The sequence below is a fragment of the Salarchaeum sp. JOR-1 genome (assembly GCF_007833275.1).
Classification (GTDB): domain Archaea; phylum Halobacteriota; class Halobacteria; order Halobacteriales; family Halobacteriaceae; genus Salarchaeum.
In genome coordinates, this window is the sequence record NZ_CP042241.1 from 1,395,874 (window position 1) to 1,414,256 (window position 18,383).

18 protein-coding genes and 1 tRNA gene are annotated in these 18,383 nt (G+C 64.6%); 10 read left to right on the forward strand and 9 right to left on the reverse strand.

What is annotated here, in order from left to right; all coding sequences use genetic code 11:
* Positions 1–72 precede the first annotated feature (72 nt).
* From FQU85_RS08385 to moaA, 6 genes are all read right to left on the reverse strand, one after another.
* Positions 73–819 carry a DNA-directed RNA polymerase subunit D gene (locus FQU85_RS08385; RefSeq protein ID WP_145846820.1) on the reverse strand — a complete coding sequence of 249 codons (747 nt, stop codon included), beginning with the start codon at positions 817–819 and terminating at the stop codon, positions 73–75.
* Between the two features lie 3 nt (positions 820–822).
* Entirely contained in the window at positions 823–1,212 is a 390-nt protein-coding gene (locus tag FQU85_RS08390) for a 30S ribosomal protein S11 (protein ID WP_145846822.1), read from the reverse strand.
* 3 nt (positions 1,213–1,215) lie between these two features.
* Positions 1,216–1,734 (reverse strand): 30S ribosomal protein S4, encoded by a 519-nt coding sequence (locus FQU85_RS08395; protein WP_145846823.1) that lies wholly within the window; start codon positions 1,732–1,734, stop codon positions 1,216–1,218.
* Positions 1,734–2,255 carry a 30S ribosomal protein S13 gene (locus tag FQU85_RS08400; RefSeq protein WP_145846825.1) on the reverse strand — a complete coding sequence of 174 codons (522 nt, stop codon included), beginning with the start codon at positions 2,253–2,255 and terminating at the stop codon, positions 1,734–1,736. The genes FQU85_RS08395 and FQU85_RS08400 overlap by 1 nt, the downstream gene beginning before the upstream one ends.
* A 34-nt stretch (positions 2,256–2,289) precedes the next feature.
* A tRNA-Ser gene (locus tag FQU85_RS08405) sits at positions 2,290–2,372 on the reverse strand.
* A 120-nt stretch (positions 2,373–2,492) separates the two neighbouring features.
* A complete protein-coding gene (moaA, locus tag FQU85_RS08410) occupies positions 2,493–3,452 on the reverse strand; it encodes a GTP 3',8-cyclase MoaA (RefSeq protein ID WP_145846827.1) in 960 nt (319 codons plus the stop codon).
* A 120-nt stretch (positions 3,453–3,572) separates the two neighbouring features.
* On the opposite strand from moaA, the gene FQU85_RS08415 reads away from it, so the two are divergent.
* Together FQU85_RS08415 and FQU85_RS08420 are read left to right on the forward strand one after the other, a co-directional pair.
* Positions 3,573–4,595 (forward strand): Mrp/NBP35 family ATP-binding protein, encoded by a 1,023-nt coding sequence (locus tag FQU85_RS08415; protein WP_145846829.1) that lies wholly within the window; start codon positions 3,573–3,575, stop codon positions 4,593–4,595.
* A 2-nt stretch (positions 4,596–4,597) separates the two neighbouring features.
* Positions 4,598–4,804: a hypothetical protein gene (locus FQU85_RS08420; RefSeq protein ID WP_145846831.1), complete on the forward strand. Its 207-nt coding sequence runs from the start codon at positions 4,598–4,600 to the stop codon at positions 4,802–4,804.
* Here FQU85_RS08420 and FQU85_RS08425 read toward each other — a convergent pair.
* Both FQU85_RS08425 and FQU85_RS08430 read right to left on the reverse strand, forming a co-directional pair.
* Positions 4,801–5,685, reverse strand: coding sequence for a hypothetical protein (locus FQU85_RS08425; RefSeq protein WP_168219960.1), 885 nt, complete (start codon positions 5,683–5,685; stop codon positions 4,801–4,803). The genes FQU85_RS08420 and FQU85_RS08425 overlap by 4 nt on opposite strands.
* A 32-nt stretch (positions 5,686–5,717) precedes the next feature.
* On the reverse strand, positions 5,718–8,996 hold the full coding sequence (locus tag FQU85_RS08430) for a PKD domain-containing protein (protein WP_145846834.1): 3,279 nt from the start codon (positions 8,994–8,996) through the stop codon (positions 5,718–5,720).
* Between the two features lie 224 nt (positions 8,997–9,220).
* On the opposite strand from FQU85_RS08430, the gene FQU85_RS08435 reads away from it, so the two are divergent.
* From FQU85_RS08435 to lrpA1, 3 genes are read left to right on the forward strand one after another with little or no spacing between them, the layout of a single operon-like run.
* The gene (locus tag FQU85_RS08435) at positions 9,221–11,113 is read left to right on the forward strand and encodes a 2-oxoacid:acceptor oxidoreductase subunit alpha (RefSeq protein WP_145846836.1); all 1,893 of its coding nucleotides are present in this window, start codon (positions 9,221–9,223) and stop codon (positions 11,111–11,113) included.
* Between the two features lie 2 nt (positions 11,114–11,115).
* A complete protein-coding gene (locus tag FQU85_RS08440; RefSeq protein WP_145846838.1) occupies positions 11,116–12,051 on the forward strand; it encodes a thiamine pyrophosphate-dependent enzyme in 936 nt (311 codons plus the stop codon).
* Between the two features lie 48 nt (positions 12,052–12,099).
* A complete protein-coding gene (gene lrpA1 / locus FQU85_RS08445) occupies positions 12,100–12,528 on the forward strand; it encodes an HTH-type transcriptional regulator LrpA1 (protein ID WP_145846840.1) in 429 nt (142 codons plus the stop codon).
* Here lrpA1 and FQU85_RS08450 read toward each other — a convergent pair.
* Positions 12,521–13,666: a pyridoxal phosphate-dependent aminotransferase gene (locus FQU85_RS08450; protein ID WP_145846842.1), complete on the reverse strand. Its 1,146-nt coding sequence runs from the start codon at positions 13,664–13,666 to the stop codon at positions 12,521–12,523. The genes lrpA1 and FQU85_RS08450 overlap by 8 nt on opposite strands.
* 100 nt (positions 13,667–13,766) lie before the next feature.
* On the opposite strand from FQU85_RS08450, the gene FQU85_RS08455 reads away from it, so the two are divergent.
* From FQU85_RS08455 to FQU85_RS08475, 5 genes are all read left to right on the forward strand, one after another.
* Complete coding sequence (locus tag FQU85_RS08455) at positions 13,767–14,243, forward strand: SRPBCC family protein (protein WP_145846845.1); 477 nt, start codon at positions 13,767–13,769, stop codon at positions 14,241–14,243.
* Between the two features lie 31 nt (positions 14,244–14,274).
* A complete protein-coding gene (locus FQU85_RS08460; protein WP_145846847.1) occupies positions 14,275–14,832 on the forward strand; it encodes an NAD(P)/FAD-dependent oxidoreductase in 558 nt (185 codons plus the stop codon).
* Positions 14,833–14,907: 75 nt separating this feature from the next.
* A complete protein-coding gene (locus FQU85_RS08465; RefSeq protein WP_206022101.1) occupies positions 14,908–15,786 on the forward strand; it encodes a DMT family transporter in 879 nt (292 codons plus the stop codon).
* 145 nt (positions 15,787–15,931) lie between these two features.
* The gene (locus FQU85_RS08470) at positions 15,932–17,890 is read left to right on the forward strand and encodes a 3-hydroxyacyl-CoA dehydrogenase/enoyl-CoA hydratase family protein (protein ID WP_145846849.1); all 1,959 of its coding nucleotides are present in this window, start codon (positions 15,932–15,934) and stop codon (positions 17,888–17,890) included.
* The gene (locus tag FQU85_RS08475; RefSeq protein ID WP_145846852.1) at positions 17,887–18,321 is read left to right on the forward strand and encodes a PaaI family thioesterase; all 435 of its coding nucleotides are present in this window, start codon (positions 17,887–17,889) and stop codon (positions 18,319–18,321) included. Before FQU85_RS08470 ends, FQU85_RS08475 begins: the two co-directional genes overlap by 4 nt.
* Positions 18,322–18,383: the final 62 nt, after the last annotated feature.

Sequence of the window (18,383 nt, forward strand, 5' to 3'; positions counted from 1 at the left end):
ATTTCGGTCCGGCGGAGCGGCTGCTCCGTCGAAGTGCGAACGCCGGTAGTGTGGGTCGGGGAGGTCATTTTGTTATAGTTGGACTGCCTGTTCGAGTTCGTCCGCGCGCGAACTCAGGGAGTTCACGGCGCGGAGCACCAGTTCGTCGACGGCCATCGAGCCGTCGGACTCGACGTGGAAGACGAACGCGCCCGGCACGTCGTGGAGTTCGACCTCCTTGCCCTCGTAGCGCTGGGTGAGGTCGTGGTCGAACTCCTCGGTGGGGACGAGTTCGCCGTCGTCCTCGAGGACGCCCCGAACGATTTCGGGTTCGTCCTCGGCGTACTCGTCCGCGTCACCGACGACTTCGACGCGCTGGAGGTGGCGGTAGCCGACGCCCACGCCGCCCTGGTGTTTGGCGTGGTCGCGGCCCCGGCCGAGAACGGCGTCCGCTTCGAGTTCCAGCCGCTGGTCTTCCTTCAGCTCGATGATGGGGACGTTCTTGTCCGCGGGTTCGACCTGCGGGTCGTCGGAGACGAGGTCGCCCGAGTAGGCGACCCCGGGACCCTCGACGTCGAGCGCGAGCGTGACGCCCTCGCCCTCCTCGAACTCGCCCTCGGGCGTCGTGAGCGGCACGAGGCCCAACCGGAGCGCGAGCTGTTCGTCGAACATCACGCTCGAGTTCTCGACGAACCGCACGCTGTCGATGGAGAGCGTCGGGACGTCCGCGATGATAGCCCGGCGGATGCCGTTCGCGAACGCGGGCGTCGCGTTCCGAACGAGGAAGCGGGATTCCCGGTCGCCGTGGTCGATGAATTCGACGTCGAAGTCAGTTGCCATGTGTTAGAATCCCGAGTTCTTGGGGGGTCGTGTCCCGTCGTGCGGGATAGGTGTGACATCCTCGATGCGGCCGATTTCGATACCGGCACGGGCGAGCGCACGAATCGTCGCCTGCGCGCCCGGCCCCGGGTTCTGCTGGAGGTTGCCACCGGGGCCGCGCACGCGAACGTGCACGCCCTCGATGCCCTGTTCTTTCGCGTCCTCTGCGATCTTCTCCGCCATCTGCATCGCCGCGTACGGCGACGCCTCGTCTCGGTTCTGCTTCACGACCGCGCCACCGCTCGACTTCGCGAGCGTCTCTGCGCCCGTCTCGTCGGTGATGGTGAGGATCGTGTTGTTGAACGAGGCGTGCACGTGGGCGATGCCCCATTTGTCGTCTGTTTCTTCAGCCATAGTTTACTCCTGATTGTCCGCTCGCGCGGGGTGAAGCTCGTCCGTGAGCGGGCTGGTTTCGTCGAACTCGATGGCGTCCTCCTCCGCGACCTCGACCTTGTACGACGGCGCGGTAACGCGGTGGCCGTCGACCGTGATGTGGCCGTGAGTGAGGAACTGTCGCGCCTGCTTGGGCGTGTTCGCGAGGCCCTTGCGGTACGCGACCGTCTGGAGGCGGCGTTCGAGCACGTCGGTCACGTCCAGCGACAGGACGGCGTCGAGTTCGTCCGTCTCGCCGAGGATGCCGATGCGCTTCAGTCGAGCGAGGAACTCCTCGCCCTCTCGCTCCTCCTTGTTCATGGTTCCGAGGAGGTCACGCGCCTCGCGGCGGTACGAGCGCAGTTCGGACTGCGCACGCCAGAGCTCTTCTTTGTTCTTCAGGCCGTAGCGGCCGAGGAGGTCGGACTCCTCGGCGATGCGCTCGCCCTGATAGGGGTGGTTCGGCGTCTCGTAGAACTTGGTGTTCTCTCCGGGAAGCGCCATTATTCACCAGCCTCCTCGGCCGCTGCTTCTTCTTCGGCTTCTTCGCGGAGCTCCTCGACGTTCACGCCGATGGTGCCCTCGGTACGACCGGTGGACTTGGTGCGCTGACCGCGGACCTTCTGTCCGCGCTCGTGACGCACGCCCTTGTAGGACCGAATCATCCGCATCCGGTTGACGTCCTGATTCCGCGTGAGTTCGACGTCGTTTCCGGTGACGTGTTCGGTCTCGCCGGTGTAGAAGTCGTTGCGTCGGTTCGTCAGCCAGTCGGGAACCTCGTCAGCGAAGCCCTCGACGGACTCGACGACGGCTTCGATCTCGTCGTCGTCGAGTCGGCCGAACGTCGCCGAGCGGTCGACGCCGGAGTTGTCGGCGACGATCCGCGCGGTGCGTCGACCGAGACCGTCGAGTTCGGCGAGGGCGCGCTCGACGGTCTTGGTGCCGTCGAGGTCCGTCTGACCGATGCGGACGAAGTACTGGAGTTCCTCGTCTTCGTCCGGTTCTTGGTGGTCTTCTGCACTCATAGTTTGATTTCGTGGGTGTTCGTTGCGGTTGAGGCGTCGTGGCGGGGATTTGAACCCCGGAGGCTTACGCCACAGAGTTAGCAACCCTGCGCCTTGACCAGGCTAGGCTACCACGACCCGTTCGCGTGTGTACTGTCGCCCTCTCGGACTCGGGACCTCGCGCCCCTACAGTGACTGCATCAGTAACGAACCACCGCCCTTACTTAAACATCACGAACCACCGTCAGCCGGCGAGCGTCACGCTGTCACGTACTTCTCGTTGACTTCCCAACCGCCGTCACCGTCCCGAACCATGTACTCGCCGTAGAACGGCACGCGCTCGTCCACCGTTCGCTCGAACGCTCCGCGGATCTCGGGTCTCGTCATCTCTCCCATCGATTTCAGGTCGTCGTTCCGGTTCAGACAGCCTTTGAGATATCCTTCGTGCGTGACGCGCACCCGATGGCAGTTCGCGCAGAAGTTCGCGTTCCCCACCGGGTCGACGATTTCCACCATCCCCCCGTTCACCCAGTAGCGCTTGCGGTCGTGCATCTCGCGGTGCTCTACCTCGTCCGCCTGCTCTGCGAGCCAGTCGTGCACGCGGTCGATGTCGACCGCCCACTCGGGCTTCCCGACGAGTTCGGGCATGAACTCGATGAGCTGGAGCTGGAGCCCCGAGTTCTCCGCGACGTGCTCGACCATCCCGGGAACGTAGCCCGCGGTCTTCTCGAAGACGACCATGTTGAGCTTCACCGGATCGAGGCCGGCGTCGAGCGCCGCTTCCACGCCCTCCAGCACGCGGTCGTACGCGCCGGACTGCGTGACGTGCTTGAACTGCTCTCGGTCGAGAGCGTCCTGACTGACGTTCACGCGCTCCAGTCCCGCGTCCACGAGATCTTCGGCTCGCCCGGGGAGGAACGTTCCGTTCGTCGTCATCGACACCTCCATCGAGTTCGGCGTCCGGCGAATGATGTCTTCGAGATCGTCCCGGAGCATCGGCTCTCCTCCCGTGAACTTCACCGAATCCACGTCGTACTCGGCGGCGACTTCGAGGAACCGAACCACGTCGTCCGCGCTCATCTCGTGGTCGCGCGCGTCCATCGGCCCCCGCGTGTCCCCGAGCCCCTCGTTGTGGCAGTAGACGCAGTCGAAGTTACAGCGGTCGGTGAGAGAGACCCGCACCCCTGAGACCTCCCGTCCGAACGAGTCCTCGCGCATACGTACAGATGGTTGCCGGACGTGCATAAAATCGTGGGTGAAAGCGCGCTCACGTAACCGGAATCGGTTACATCAGCCGGTGCGCAATCCTTATCCACGCCACACCACCTACTCCGCGCCATGACTCCCGAGGACGTACGCGACATCCTCCGCACCGTCGAGGACCCCGACCTCGGCGGCGACATCGTCTCGCTCAACCTCGTCAACGACCTCCAAGTTGACGGCGACACAGTCAGCGTCTCCCTCGCCCTCGGCGCTCCCTACGCCCCCAACGAAACCGCCATCGCGAACCGCGTCCGCGAGGCGCTCCGCGACGAAGACCTCACCCCCGACATCTCCGCTCACACCGACACCGACAGCTCCGTCCTCCCCGGCGTGAAGAACGTCATCGCAGTCGCCTCCGGGAAGGGCGGCGTCGGCAAGAGCACCGTCTCCGTCAACGTCGCCGCCGGCCTCGCCGACCGCGGCGCGCGCGTCGGCCTGTTCGACGCCGACATCTACGGCCCGAACGTCCCCCGAATGGTCGACGCCGACGACCACCCGAAAGCAACCCAGGACGACACCATCGTCCCCCCCGAGAAGTACGGAATGAAACTCATGAGCATGGCGTTCATGGTCGGCGACGACGACCCCGTCATCTGGCGCGGCCCGATGGTTCACAAGGTCATCACCCAGCTCGTCGAAGACGTCGAGTGGGGCGCTCTCGACTACCTCGTCGTCGACCTCCCACCAGGCACCGGCGACACCCAACTCACGATGCTTCAAACCGTCCCGCTCACCGGGGCTGTCGTCGTCACCACCCCCCAAGACGTCGCCGTCGACGACGCCCGCAAGGGCCTCCGGATGTTCGGTAGGCACGACACTCCCGTCCTCGGCATCGCCGAGAACATGAGCACGTTCACGTGCCCCGACTGCGGCAGCCAACACACCATCTTCGGCAGCGGCGGCGGCGAGGAGTTCGCCGACGAGAACGACCTCCCGTTCCTCGGCTCTCTCCCCCTCGACCCTCGCGTACGTGAGGGCGGCGACGGCGGCCGCCCCATCGTCCTCGACCAGGACAGCGAGACCGGCGACGCCTTCCGCGACCTCGCCGGTAACGTCGCCAACATGACCGGGATCCTCAACCGCCGCAGCCTCCAGTAACAATGCCCAGTGACCACGAGAAACGCGACGTCCTCCGCGAGGTCGCGAGCGACCTCCGCGACGAGAGCGACGAAGGAGAGAAAATCGCCGCCATTCTCCAGCGCGTCAGCGACCTCTACGACGAAACAGAGGACACCAGCCCACAGAAAATCTACCTCAACATGCGGAACATTCTCCAGGTCAGCGAACAGGGCGGCCTCGACCGCTAACCCCGCCACCACCACACAGCACCGAGGACCACCAGTCCCAGCACGCCCGCCCCAATCAGCGGCACGCCGTCCGGAACGCCATCACTTCCCGCATCGTCGTACGAATACCCACCGTTCGGGCCGTCGAGACTGAACGGCTCGTACGACTCCCGCGAGTACTCGGTTCCAGACTCAGCGGATCCACTGAACTCCACCTGCGCCAACGCACCCTCCGTCTCGTTCGGCTTCCCCATGAATAACCGGATTTCACCCTGAACATCCGTCCCCACCGGCTCCAACAACTCCAACTTTACAGTCTCAGATGTTCCCGGCAGGGGGTTTGCTACGTTCGTACTAGCACTCGTTTCCTTCGTATGAGCCACGACGTACGACGCGTACACGTTCTTACTCGGGTTCTCGACGGTCACGTAGACGACCGTCGATTCGTTTCCGCGTGCGGTTCCGGTATCGACTTCGATGTCGGTGATTTTCGGGACTGGTACGTCTGCTGGATTCAGAGTTGAATACGTTCCGTTGAATTCGAACTCAGCGCGTCCGCCGGCGGTTACGAGCAGTATTGAGTGGACGTCTTGTTCTACGCGTATTCTGTCCGTTATGTTGTACGTTTGGTGCCGGGATTCGCCCGGTTTGAGTGTGAACGTGCTTCGGCTGTACTCCCAGCCATCGACGTTGAACGAGTACGTCGTGTTCAGTGTTTGTCCCGTCGGGTTCTTGATGCTGACCTGCAGTAGTCTGGTGTTTTCGTTGAACGAGACAGCGTACTCGGCACCCATCATTGAGTCGAACTGTTCCGTATCGACCTGTGTGGGGCCCGGTGTGGGTTGCATACCTGTCGTAATTACCGCGACTATGACGAGTCCAAGCAAGTATTTTTTAAACATATATTTAAAATTCTGTATTACAATTGAGTATTTTATTCTACTGGTTCGTATCCACTGACCGTTTTCGTCGTGGTGTTGACGATTGTCTCGGGGGTGAACGTGCGTAGTTCCTCGTTCACGTACGGGATGACGATCTCTTGACGGACAGTGAGCTTCGTCTTGCTGACTGCCGATTTACTGGCTGGCTCGTCCACCCACTCGGTCTGTGTGCCGGTTTGTTTCCGTAACGTCCACTCGAACGTCGGTTCTGAGTCGCTGATTCGACGAGTCGGATCGGTAGCAAGCGCTGCGGCATCGAGCACGCTTCTCGTCGTATCCGTGGTGACCCACTTGTAGGTCGCTGGGGCGGTCTGCACTTGCCGGGTCGCGGTGTACGTCGTCACACGTTCGGTGTACGTTCGTTCGTAGCTGTATCGGTATTCTGTGCCGTATCGGGCGTTTTGAACCTTCACTCGTGAGGTTCGCCCGGTGAACTCGTGGTCCCAGCTCCGCTTGGACAGGCCCCAGTACGTCTCGGACTCAGTCGTCCAGTACGTGTAGGAGACGGTCGTCTGGTACGATTCATAGACGGTCTTCCACCGTGTCTCGGTGACGGTCGCCCAGTAGCACCCGAAGAAGTCGTTACACCGCCGGACCTGTTCCGTGACCTCGTACGGGACTCGACCCATCCGATACCGCGTCACGGTCTTCGTTCCGGTTCGTTCAACGCGACGGTCGTACCGGTACTGTCGGTACGTCTGGTAATCCGCGTCGTCGATGAGTACACGGCGTGTCTCCCCCGTAAACCGTCCCTTCCCCGAGCGCGAATCCCGCCACTCGGACTCGGTCACCGACCGCTCCTCGAGCGTCATCGACGACGGCCCCTCGCGCCACGCCTCGTTCACCGACAGAAACGCCTCCAAATATCCCTGCTGACTGAACGTCTTGTACCTCGTCTCGTACTGGGCAGACCGAACGAGCCGACGCTCCTCCACAGTATACAGCGTTCCAACTCGCTCCTTCCGCGTGATAGCGTACCCCGACCCGAGCAGTTCGTTCTTCTTCTGCTCACTCCGAACCACCTGGGTGGTGTAGGTGGGCGATTCTACCAAGTACTCCGCGTCAACGACTGTATCGTCTGCCACTATCGGTTTACCGTGCGGAATTTTGGAGATACTCGGCAGAGGCTTTCGCACTACGTTCCAACTCCCTCCGTTCTTGTTGAACAATTCGACCACTGGTTGGCCATTTTCGAACGCTTCAACTGGAACCGAAACCGTTCCGCTGAACTGGACGCCAGTTCCTCTTCGCGGCCCATCGTAGACTAGTCCGTATTCCTTCTTCCAAGAAAGGACGTGACCGCTACCCGGTACACGAACCCCAATATCCAAATTCAACTCGTAGGTATTCTTCGGCAACATCGCCGCAATCGAAGAAACACGGAACAGAACTGAGTCGTTCAACCGATACGGGCCGACGGAAACCTCAGTAATAGTCTCTATCTCGGGAACATACCCATCCAAGAAACTGTAGGTCTGCTCCGACTTACCCTTATTATTGTCGTGAACGACCAGCGTGGAGCGGTAATGAGACTCTGTCTTCGCCACTTTCGGAGAGACATCAAGAGCTGTCGCGCCACCCTTCCAGTAAAATGTTAGATTTGTATCGTCTGGATCGAACGTTTTGCTGGCGTTAATCACTATTCCACGCTGATCGAAGTTTCCGGTGACGCCTTCGCTGTCGATAGTGTATCGGATTACGGGGTCGCTGGGGTGTGCTTTGAACGATTGTTGGGTAGATTTCGAGACGAGTGTTCCGCGCCAGTTGACCGCGTGGGAGACTTGTCCGACTTTGGGGATATCAGCTGCCCAGTACGTGTGAACAGTGAGGATGTCTGTTTGCCGGTTATAGGCTCGGTTGCGTTCGTGTACGTGTGTCGGAAGCTCGAGGACGTCGGTGACGGTCGGAGTACTGACGAGAGTTACGTCCGCGGGTGTCGCTCCGTTGAGGGCGATTCTGGTGATGTGGTGAGCGGTGTAGCTTTCGGGTGGAAGTCGGTGGTCGTAGGCGGTTCTGTTGTCTTCGCGTTCGGTGAATCTGGCAGAGATGATTTCAGGTGGGCGGGGTGCGGAGACGGTTTTGGTCTCGGTGGTGGTTTGATTTCTGGTGTCGGTTGCGGTGATGGTGACGGTGTGGTTGCCGGGTTCGATGGCCGCTCGGCGGTAGGTAGTGCGGAGGGTGGTGTGCCTGTGTTTGATGTGGTCGAGGTCGGTTCGAGCGCGGTGGTAGACTGATCTGCCGTCGATGCTGATGGTGAGCGTGTCGAGGTTGTCGAGCGCGTCGGTGGCGCTCGCGGAAATAGTGATTCCGGGGCCAGTCTGGATGTCGTTGATCGCGACTGTGGGGGCAGGGTCGGCGATGACGGTGGTGGTGTTGTCGGGGAATCGAATGGTCGTGGTGTCGACGGTGGCGGCGATGTCGTGGATGCCGGGTTGGAGCGTGAGTGTCGCGGTTCGGCCGAAGTGTCGTCGCTGGCCGTCGACGTGTATCGTCGTGGGTGTGTTGTTGGGAGCGTCGGTTACGCGGTAGGTTCCGCTGAGGGGTTCGGCGCCGGTGAGCACTCGTGGGCCGCGGAGGCGGGGGTCAGCATCTGCTGTCTGTCCGATGAGTGGCGGCGGTGCGTGTGCCGTCGGGTCGGTGCTTTGGTTCGTCGTGTTACTACCGGTGAGCGCGCTCGTGCGTGTGTGGGCGGTCGCGTGGCGGTCGTCGGTGTCGGTGACGCGAACGCGGACGGTGTGGTCGCCGGGCCCGTCGAAGTAATGGGTGAGCGTGTCGGTTCGTCGAGTCTCGTCGAGCGTCGTCGTTCGGAGGCGGGTGCCGTCGACGTACCACGAGATGCTGGTGAGCGCGGCGATTCCCGGGGTGGCGGCGGCGCGGTAGGTCGCGGCGTGGTCGGTTCGGACGGCGTCAGGGCCGTCGACCGTGACCGTCGGTGGGTCGCCGGGTTCGACGGTGACGTAGAGGGTGTCGGTCGCGCTGGCGCCGTCGGTGTCGGTGACGCGGACGGTGACGGCGTAGGTACCGGTCGACCGCGGCGTGAACGCGGTGGTGGGGCAGGTCGCGCAGTCCGGGATGCCTGTCGTACCGTTCGGGCGGTGTATCGTCCACTCCGTTTCGGCGAGTTCGCCGTCGGGGTCGTAGGAGCCTGTGGAGTCGAGGTAAACCGGAGCGCCGCGCGTGGCGGTCTGGTCGAGGCCGGCTTCCGCGAGTGGCCGTTCGTTCCCGCTGGCGGCGACGGTCGCCGGGAGGAGAGTGAGGAGGAGGACAACCACGATATATTTCCGAATTTCTAAACTGTTGTATTTACGCTACCGTATTTGAACGTTCGCGTTTCGTGTCGCCGGGGCGCCCTCCCCGGGCCTCCTCGTTGGCGGGCGGGAGAGTGCCCAGGTAGCGGTTTTTCACGAACTTTCCCTGCCAATGGATAGCAAACGATTTAGTGAGTCGCGCCAAATTTTGCGATAAGGCCCAGACTGCAGGGGGCCAGAGACCTACTATGACTAACGACGAACTCATCTGGCGAATCGCGGGCGGTTCCGGGGACGGAATCGACTCGACCAGCCAGAACTTCGCGAAGGCGCTGATGCGCTCAGGCCTCAACGTCTTCACGCACCGGCACTATCCGTCGCGCATCCGTGGCGGCCACACGTACGTCGAGATTCGCGCGTCGGACGAGAACGTCCGCTCCCGGGGAGACGGCTACAACTTCCTCCTCTCGCTCGGCGACTCCTTCGCCCGGAACCCGAAGGAGGGCGCGTACTACGGCGAGGAGGAAATCAAGCCGCTCTCCGAGAACCTCGACGAGCTCCGCGAGGGCGGCGTCATCGTCTACGACTCCGGCCTCCTCGACACCGACGACATCGAGAACTTCGACGAGCGCGTCGAGGAGAACAACTGGCACGTCTACGACCTGGATCTCCGCGGCCTCGCGAAAGAACACGGCCGCGAGATCATGCGGAACACCGCCGGCGTCGGCGCGACCGCCGCAATCATCGGCTTCGACCTCGACTACATCGAGGAACTGATGGCCGACGCGATGAGCGGCGACATCCTCGACGCAAACATCGACGTGCTCCGCGACGCCTACGAGAGCGTTCAGGAGGACTACGACGTGGACGCCCACGACGTCTCCGTCCCCGATGGCAGCCACGAGGAAGAACAGGTGCTCGTCTCCGGGAGCCACGGCATCGCGTACGGCGCCCTCGACGAGGGCTGCCGATTCATCTCCGGCTACCCGATGACGCCGTGGACGGACGTCTTCACAATCCTCACCCAGCTCATGCCCGACGTGGGCGGTATCAGCGAGCAGGTGGAGGACGAAATCGCGGCGGCGGCGCTCGCGGTCGGCGCAAGCCACGCGGGCGTGAAGGCGATGTCCGGCTCCTCCGGCGGCGGGTTCGCGCTCATGTCGGAGCCGCTCGGCCTCGCCGAGATGACCGAAACACCGCTCGTTCTCGTCGAGTCCATGCGCGCGGGCCCCAGCACGGGGATGCCGACGAAGCCCGAGCAGGCCGACCTCGAGCACGTTCTCTACACGAGTCAGGGCGACAGCCACCGCGTGGTGTTCGCGCCATCGGATCCGATCGAGTGCTACGAGCAGACCCGGAAGGCGTTCCAGGTCGCGTGGGAGTACCAGATTCCGGTGATGGTCATCTACGACCAGAAGCTCTCCGGCGAGTACCGGAACGTCCCCGCGTCGTTCTTCGATCAGGAAGCGAACCCCAGCCTCGGATCGACGCTCACGGAAGACGAAATCGCAGAGGCCGCGCACGACGAATTCGGGAAGTTCGAGCGGTTCCGCCACGACCCCGAGAACGGCGTGAGCCCGCGGTCGATTCCCGGACAGAAGGGCGGGCACTTCCTCGCGACTGGCAACGAACACACTCCGGAGGGGCACATCAGCGAAGACCCCGATAACCGCGTGAACCAGATGGATCGTCGGCTCCGCAAGATGCGAACCATCCGCGCGGACCTCGACGAGGACGAGCGCCAGGACACGTACGGCGACGCCGACGCGGACTTCGGCCTCGTCTCCTGGGGCAGCCAGACGGGGACGGTCGAGGAGGCCGTCGACCGCCTGAACGACTCGGGGTACTCGGTGAAGGCGCTCTCCGTCTCGGAGATGGCGCCGTTCCCGGAGCGGAAGGTGCGTGAGTTCCTCGACAGCGTCGACGAGGCGCTCGTCGTGGAGATGAGCACGACCGCGCAGTTCCGCGGCCACATCCAGAAGGAGACCGGGGACTACGGCGACCTGCTCTCCAGTCTGCTCAAGTACAACGGGAACCCGTTCGAACCCGCGGAGATCGTGGAAGCGGCCGAGATCGAGATCGAGGATCGCCTCGACGAACCATCGAGTCAGACGCGACTCGAACCCGCGGCAGGTGACTAACAATGAGTGCATTCAGCGCAATCGGTAACGACCGCGAGGTCGACCAGAACGAATTCACGCCCGGTATCGAACCGCAGCCGACCTGGTGTCCGGGCTGCGGGGACTTCGGCGTCCTCAAGGCCCTCAAGGGTGCGATGGCGGAGCTCGGGAAGGATCCCGAGGAAGTCCTGCTCTGCACCGGCATCGGTTGCTCGGGCAAACTGAACAGCTACTTCGACAGTTACGGCTTCCACACGATTCACGGTCGCTCGCTCCCGGTCGCGCGCGCGGCGAAGCTCGCGAACTCCGACCTCGAAGTCGTCGCCGCCGGTGGCGACGGTGACGGGTACGGCATCGGCGGGAACCACTTCATGCACACCGCCCGCGAGAACCACGACATGACCTACATCGTGTTCAACAACGAGGTCTTCGGGCTGACAAAGGGCCAGACGTCGCCCACGTCGCCGCAGGGTCACAAGTCGAAGACCCAGCCGGAAGGGAACGCGAAAGCGCCCATCCGTCCGCTCTCGCTCGGCCTCACGTCGGGTGCGTCCTACGTGGCGCGCACGGCCGCCGTGAACCCGAACCAGGCGAAGGAAATCCTCGTCGAGGCGATGGAGCACGACGGCTTCAGCCACGTCGACTTCCTCACGCAGTGCCCGACGTGGAACAAGGACGCGAAGCAGTACGTGCCCTACGTGGACATCCAGGACTCCGACGACTACGACTTCGACGTGTCCGACCGCCGGGAGGCCCAGGAGATGATGCACGAGACCGAGGACGCCCTCTACGAGGGCACCGTGCTCACGGGCCGCTACTACGTGGAGGAGGGCCGCCGATCCTACCAGCAGGAGAAGCGCCACCGCGGCTCGATGCCGGAGCAGCCGCTCGCGGAGCGCTACTTCGACGACGACGCCGAGTGGGAGCGGTCGTTCGACTACATCGACCGCCACAAGTAGCGTTTACTCCTTCGGAAGATATTTTTTCACGGACGCCAAAGACAGGGTGTGAGTAGTGAATCGACCGAGGACCGAATCCTGTCGGCGCTCGAAGCGGACGCGCAGGCCTCGTACGCCGATATCGCCGAGGACGCCGGTGTCTCCAAGCCTACGGTCCGGAAGTACATCAACAAACTCGAAGACGAGGGCGTCATCGTCGGCTACTCGGCCGACGTAGACCCGAAGAAGCTCTCGGGACAGAGCATCGCGATGGTCGGGATCGACGTCGCGAGCGAACAGTACGTCGACGCGACGCGCGCGCTGAAGCAACTGGAGAGCGTGCACGCGCTCTACACGTCCAGCGGCGACCACATGCTGATGGCAGAAGTGCGCGCGGCGGACGGCGACGAACTCGGTGCTGTGATCTCCGACGCAATACTCGAAATCGACGGCGTCACCGCCGCTCACCCCTCCTTCCTACAGGAACGCCTCAAATAGTGGTCTGGGAGAGGAGCTCGTCTAGCCGGGAGACGGCTTCTTCGAGGTCGCTCGTGCTCGTCGCGTAGGACGCTCTGAGCGTGTCCTCCGCGTGTTCGCCGAAGTCGGGGCCGGGAGTCATCGCGACGCCGGCTTCTTCGAGAAACACGTCCGCGACCTCGAACGCGTCGCCGGGGAGGTGGCTCACGTCGAGCAGGAGGTAGTACGCGCCGCCCGGCGTGTAGTCCATCGACAGGCCGAGGTCGGCGGCGGCGTCCACGAGGAAGTCGCGGCGCTCCCGATACGTCTCTTTGATGTCGTCGAGCCAGCCGTCGCCCATGCGGAGTGCGGCCTCCGCGCCGTCCTGAACGTGGTTGGGCGCGCAGATGACGATGTTCTGCGCGAGCCGGTTCAGCGTATCGACGAGGTCGGGCGGTGCGACCATCCAGCCGAGCCGCCACCCCGTCATTCCGTAGCGCTTCGACACGCCGTCCAGGACGATGGCGTCCTCGGTGTATTCGAGGACGGAATGCTCGTCGTCGTCGTACGTGAGGCCGTGGTAGACCTCGTCGGAGACGAGGCGAGTGTCGGTTCGCCGCGCGCGCTCCGCGATCGCTTCCAGGCTGTCGTCGCTCATCACCGCACCCGTGGGGTTGCTCGGCGAGTTCACGAGCGCCGCGGCGGTGTCGCGCGTGATGGCGGACTGGAACGCGTCCACGTCGGGCGCGAACCCCGCGTTGGGGTCGAGCGGCACCGTCGAGATCTCGCCGCCGGCCTGCCGGACGAAGTTCGGGTAGCACGCGTAGTAGGGGTCGGTGAGCACGACCTCCTCCCCGGGATCCACGACCGTGAGCATCGAGAGGAGGAGTGCGGGCGACGAACCGGGCGTGACGATGATGCGGTCTGCGGGCACGTCGACGCCATACCGGCGGTCGTAGTAGTCGCTGATGGCGTCCCGCAGGCTCTGTTTTCCGCGGCTCGACGTGTACTCCGTCGGGCCGTCCCGGAGCGCCGCTGCCGCCGCCTCGATTGCCGCCGCGGGGGGTTCGAAGTCGGGTTCGCCCACTTCCATGTGGACGACTCCCTCCATTTCGCTGGCACGTTCGAGGACGGACATCGCTGTGAACGGTGTCGTGCGAGTCGCACGCTCCGAGGGCATACTCTCCCGAAAGTCCCTGTGGTACATAAGCGTGCTTCCTGTGGCTAGCACTTGCCACGGTCGCCGGGAGCGTTTAGATGGTGGCGTCCGTACGCTACGTATGGCGATCTACGAGCGCGAGGTGCGCGTCGACGCGCCGCTCGACGACGTGTGGGCGTTCCACTCCCGCGTCGAAGGGCTCGAGGAACTGACACCCGCGTGGGCCGGTCTCCGCGTCGAGTCCGTCGTCGGCCCCGATGGCGCGCCCGACCCAGGCGTCCTCGAACCCGGCGCGCGCATCCGAATGTCCGCCGGACTCCCCGGGTTCGGCCCCCGGCAGTCCTGGACGTCCGTCATCGCCGAGCGCGAGGAACGCGACGGGGTCGCGTACTTCGTGGACGAGATGGTGGGCGGGCCGTTCGAGTCCTGGCGACACACACACCTGTTCTACGCGGAGTCCGACGACCGGACGCTGATTCGCGACCGCGTCCGGTACGAACTCCCGTTCGGCGCGCCCGCCGCGCTCGGCCGCCCCGGCCTCGATATGATGTTTCGCGCGCGCCACCGCCGAACCCGAGAGCGCTTCTCCGGCCTGTAGATTTATCTGGCCTCCGACCGGACTCTACGATATGTCTGACGTACTCGTCGTCGGCGGTGGCGCGGCAGGACTGAGCGCTGGACTGTTCACCGCCAAGAACGGCCTCGAAACGAAGGTGTTCGACACGGACGGAACGTGGCTCCACAAGGCCCACCTGTTCAACTACCTCGGCATCCGCTCCATCGACGGGAGTGTGTTCCACGAGCGCGCGCGAAAGCACGCGAGCGACGACCACGGCGCGGAACTCCACGACGACGAGGAAGTCGAGTCCGTCACGAAGAAAGACGACGGTCGGTTCCACGTCGTGACTGGCGAGGACGAGTACGAGTCGGAGTACCTCGTGCTCGCGACGGGCGCGAACCGCGACCTCGCGGAGGAACTCGGCGCTGACTTCGACGGCGACGTGGTCGGCGTGGGCGTCGACATGGAGACGAGTGTCGAGAACGCGTACGCGACCGGCGCGATGGTGCGCGACCAGGAGTGGCAGGCCGTCATCTCCGCGGGCGACGGCGCGGCCGCCGCGCTCGACATCCTCTCGAAGGAGGAGGGCGAGCACTTCCACGACTTCGACGTGCCCGACGACGTCTAGAAACGCACTTCTTTCGCGGCCCTCGATTCCCCGGTAGTGAGCGCTCTCGACCGACTGGCGGCGCGCACCGACCCGATGGCGGCGCTCGCCGTCGCGGTGGTCGCCGTCTCGACCAGCGCGATTCTCGTTGAGGCGTCGAGCGCGCCGAGCCTCGTGAAGGCGTTCTATCGCGTGCTCTTCACGACCGCCTGCATCCTCCCGTTCGCGCGCGGGCACGGCGGCACCGTGCGGTCGCTCCGCCGTCGGGACGTGGCGGTGGCCGTCGTCTCCGGCGTGGCGCTCGCCGTTCACTTCGCGGCGTGGTTCGAGAGCCTGAACTGGACGAGCGTCGCGGCCTCGGTCACGCTCGTGCAGACCCAGCCGCTGTTCGTCGCGCTCGGCGCGGCCGTCCTGCTCGGCGAACGCCTCACCCGCCGGATGCTCGCCGGCATCCTCGTCGCCGTCGCCGGCGCGGCGGTGATGGCGCTCGGTGAACCCGCGCTCGGCGGCGCGAGCGTCCTCGCCGCGTTTCTCGGGTCGGGCGCGCTCTACGGCGACCTGCTCGCCGTCGCGGGCGCGCTCGCCGCGTCCGTCTACGTGCTCGCCGGTCGGTCGCTCCGCCAGCGCGTCGCGCTCGTCCCCTACACGCTCGTCGTCTACTCCGTCTGCACGCTCACCCTCCTCGCGTTCGTGCTCGCCGCCGGCCATCCGCTCCTCGCGTACCCCACCGGGGAGTGGGCGCTGTTCGCGGCGATGGCGCTCGGCCCCGGTCTGTTCGGGCACACGGTGGTGAACTGGGCGCTCGAACACGTCGAGTCCAGCGTGGTTTCCGTCAGCCTGCTCGGCGAACCGCTGGGGAGCACGCTGCTGGCGCTCGTCGTCTTCGCCGAAGTCCCGGGCGCAGCCACGATCGGTGGCGGGGCCGTGGTGCTCGCGGGCATCACCGCGACGGCGCGGGCGCGGCAGACCGCGTAACTCGCGGCCCCTGATCCGCCCGGCTGTTACCGAAGATTCCCGAGACGCCACGAGAACCTAGTTTCGTACAGTTCAACGAGCGGTGCGTTTACAGCGATAACTGACTGTCGGTGGTTTAATGAGCGAGCGCGCCGACCGACCGCGTATGGACGTAGACGACATCGAAACGGTCGCGGTCATCGGTTCCGGGAACATGGGCCACGGCATCACCGAAGTCGTGGCGATGGCCGGATACGACGTCACGATGCGTGACATCGAGGAGGACATCGTACAGGACGGCTACGAGTCCATCGAGTGGAGCCTCGACAAACTCGCCGAGAACGACCGACTCGACGAGCCCCCCGCGGCCATCCTCGACCGCATCAGCACCGAGGTCGACCTCGAAGCCGCCGTCGCGGGCGCGGACATCGTCATCGAAGCCGTCCCCGAGCAGATGGATCTCAAGAAGGACGTGTTCTCCGACCTCGACGACTACGCCGAGGACGGCGCGATTCTCGCCTCGAACACCTCCTCGCTCTCCATCACCGAAATCGCGTCCGCGACCGACCGCCCCGAGGACGTGGTGGGGATGCACTTTTTCAACCCGCCCGTGAAGATGGATCTCGTCGAGGTCATCTACGGCGCGGAGACGGACGACGACACCGCACAGGCGACCTACGACTTCGTCGAGGCCGTCGAGAAGACGCCGATCTTCGTGCGCAAGGACGTGAACGGCTTCGTCGTGAACAGCGTGCTCGGGCCGTTCGGCGAGGAGGCCGCGTGGATGGCGTCCGAGGACCTCGCGACGATCGAGGAGATCGACGCCGCCATGGTCTACGGGCGGGGCTACCCGATGGGGCCGTTCGAACTCGGCGACCTCACGGGCATCGACGTGGGCTACCACGTCCGCAAGGAGGCCGGCAAGGAGATTCCGCCCCTGATGGAGGCCAAGGTCGAGGCCGAGGAACTCGGCCGCAAGACCGGCGAGGGCTACTACCGGTACGACGACGGCGAGGGCGTCACGTACGAGCAGGGCCAGGGCGAGGACGTGGACACGCTCCGCATCGAGGCCCGCATGGTGAACGAGGCCGCGAAGCTCGTCGGGAACGACGTGGCGACCCCGGACGCCATCGACACCGGGATGAAACTCGGCGCGGGCTTCCCCGAGGGAATCTGCGTGCGCGGCGACAAACTCGGCCTCGATACGGTGCTCGCGAAGCTCGAAGACCTCCACGAGCAGTACGGCGCGGATCGCTACGAGCCCGCCGACTACCTCGTCGGACTCGTCGAGGACGGCAAAACCGGGAAAGAAGCGGGCGAGGGGTTCTACGAGTACAACACGGGCAGCGGGCCCGGCGACTACAACACCATCACCTGGGACCTCACGGACGACGGGCTCCTCGAAGTGAAACTCGACCGGCCGGAGCGCATGAACGCGCTCAGCAACGACCTGATGGACGCCGTCGTCGACCTCCTCGAATCCGTCGACACCGAGGACGTGCGCGCGGTGTCCTTCGAGGGCGCGGGCGACCGCGCGTTCAGCGCCGGCGCAGATGTTACGGGATTCGCGGACATCGAACCCGCGAAGCGCGCGGAACCCACGGAAGTCTTCCGGGTCGTCGACGAGTTCCCGCGGCCGACCATCGCGAAGATCGACGGCTACTGCCTCGGCGGCGGGTTCGAACTCGCGCTCGCCTGCGACCTCCGCGTCGCCACCGAGGACTCCCAGTTCGGCTTCCCCGAGATCACCCTCGGTCTCCTGCCGGGCGGCGGCGGCACGCAGCGCGCGCTCCGCATGATCGGTGAGGCGCGCGCGAAGGAACTCGTCTTCCGCGGCGAACACATCGACGCCGAGCGCGCGGAGAACTGGGGGCTGATCAACCGCGCCGTCCCCGAGGAGGAGTACGAGGACACCTGCGCGGACTTCCTCGACGACCTCGTCTCCGGGCCGCCGCTCGCGCTCCAGCACGCCAAACGCGTGATGAACGAGGGCGCGGACGAAGACCTCGACGCCGGCCTCCAGATGGAGAGCCAGGCGTTCGCGCTCCTCCTCACCACGCAGGACGCCCGCGAGGGCACGGCGGCGTTCCAGGAGGACCGCGAACCGGAGTTCACGGGCGAATGAAGACCGCATCCGGTCTCGGGTTCGACGAGTTCGTCGGCAGCCACGGCTACCTCTCGTGGCTGGGCGTCGAGTTCGACGAGATCGCGGAGGGCCGCGTCGTCATGCGCGTCCCCTACGACGAGAAACTCATGAACCCCGAAACCGAGGACTCCGGCGGCTCCGTCCACGGCGGCATCGCGGCGACGCTCGTGGACACGTCGAGCGCGTTCGCGCTCCGCACGACCTTCGACGACCCGAGCGACGTGTCGCTCAGCACCACCGACCTCGACGTGAAGTACCTCCGGCCCGCCACGAGCGACCTCGTCGCGGACGCGAAAGTCGTCCGCGCCGGCGGCTCCATGGGCGTCACCGACGTCACGGTCAAAAGCCAGTACGAGGGCGAGCTGGTGGACGTGGCCGTCGGCGCGACCTCCTACCGGCTCTTCCGATAAGGTCGTCTGACGGCCGTGTGACGGTGGGTTTTTGCCCGTACTCGCCTTCAACGTAGGTGTCT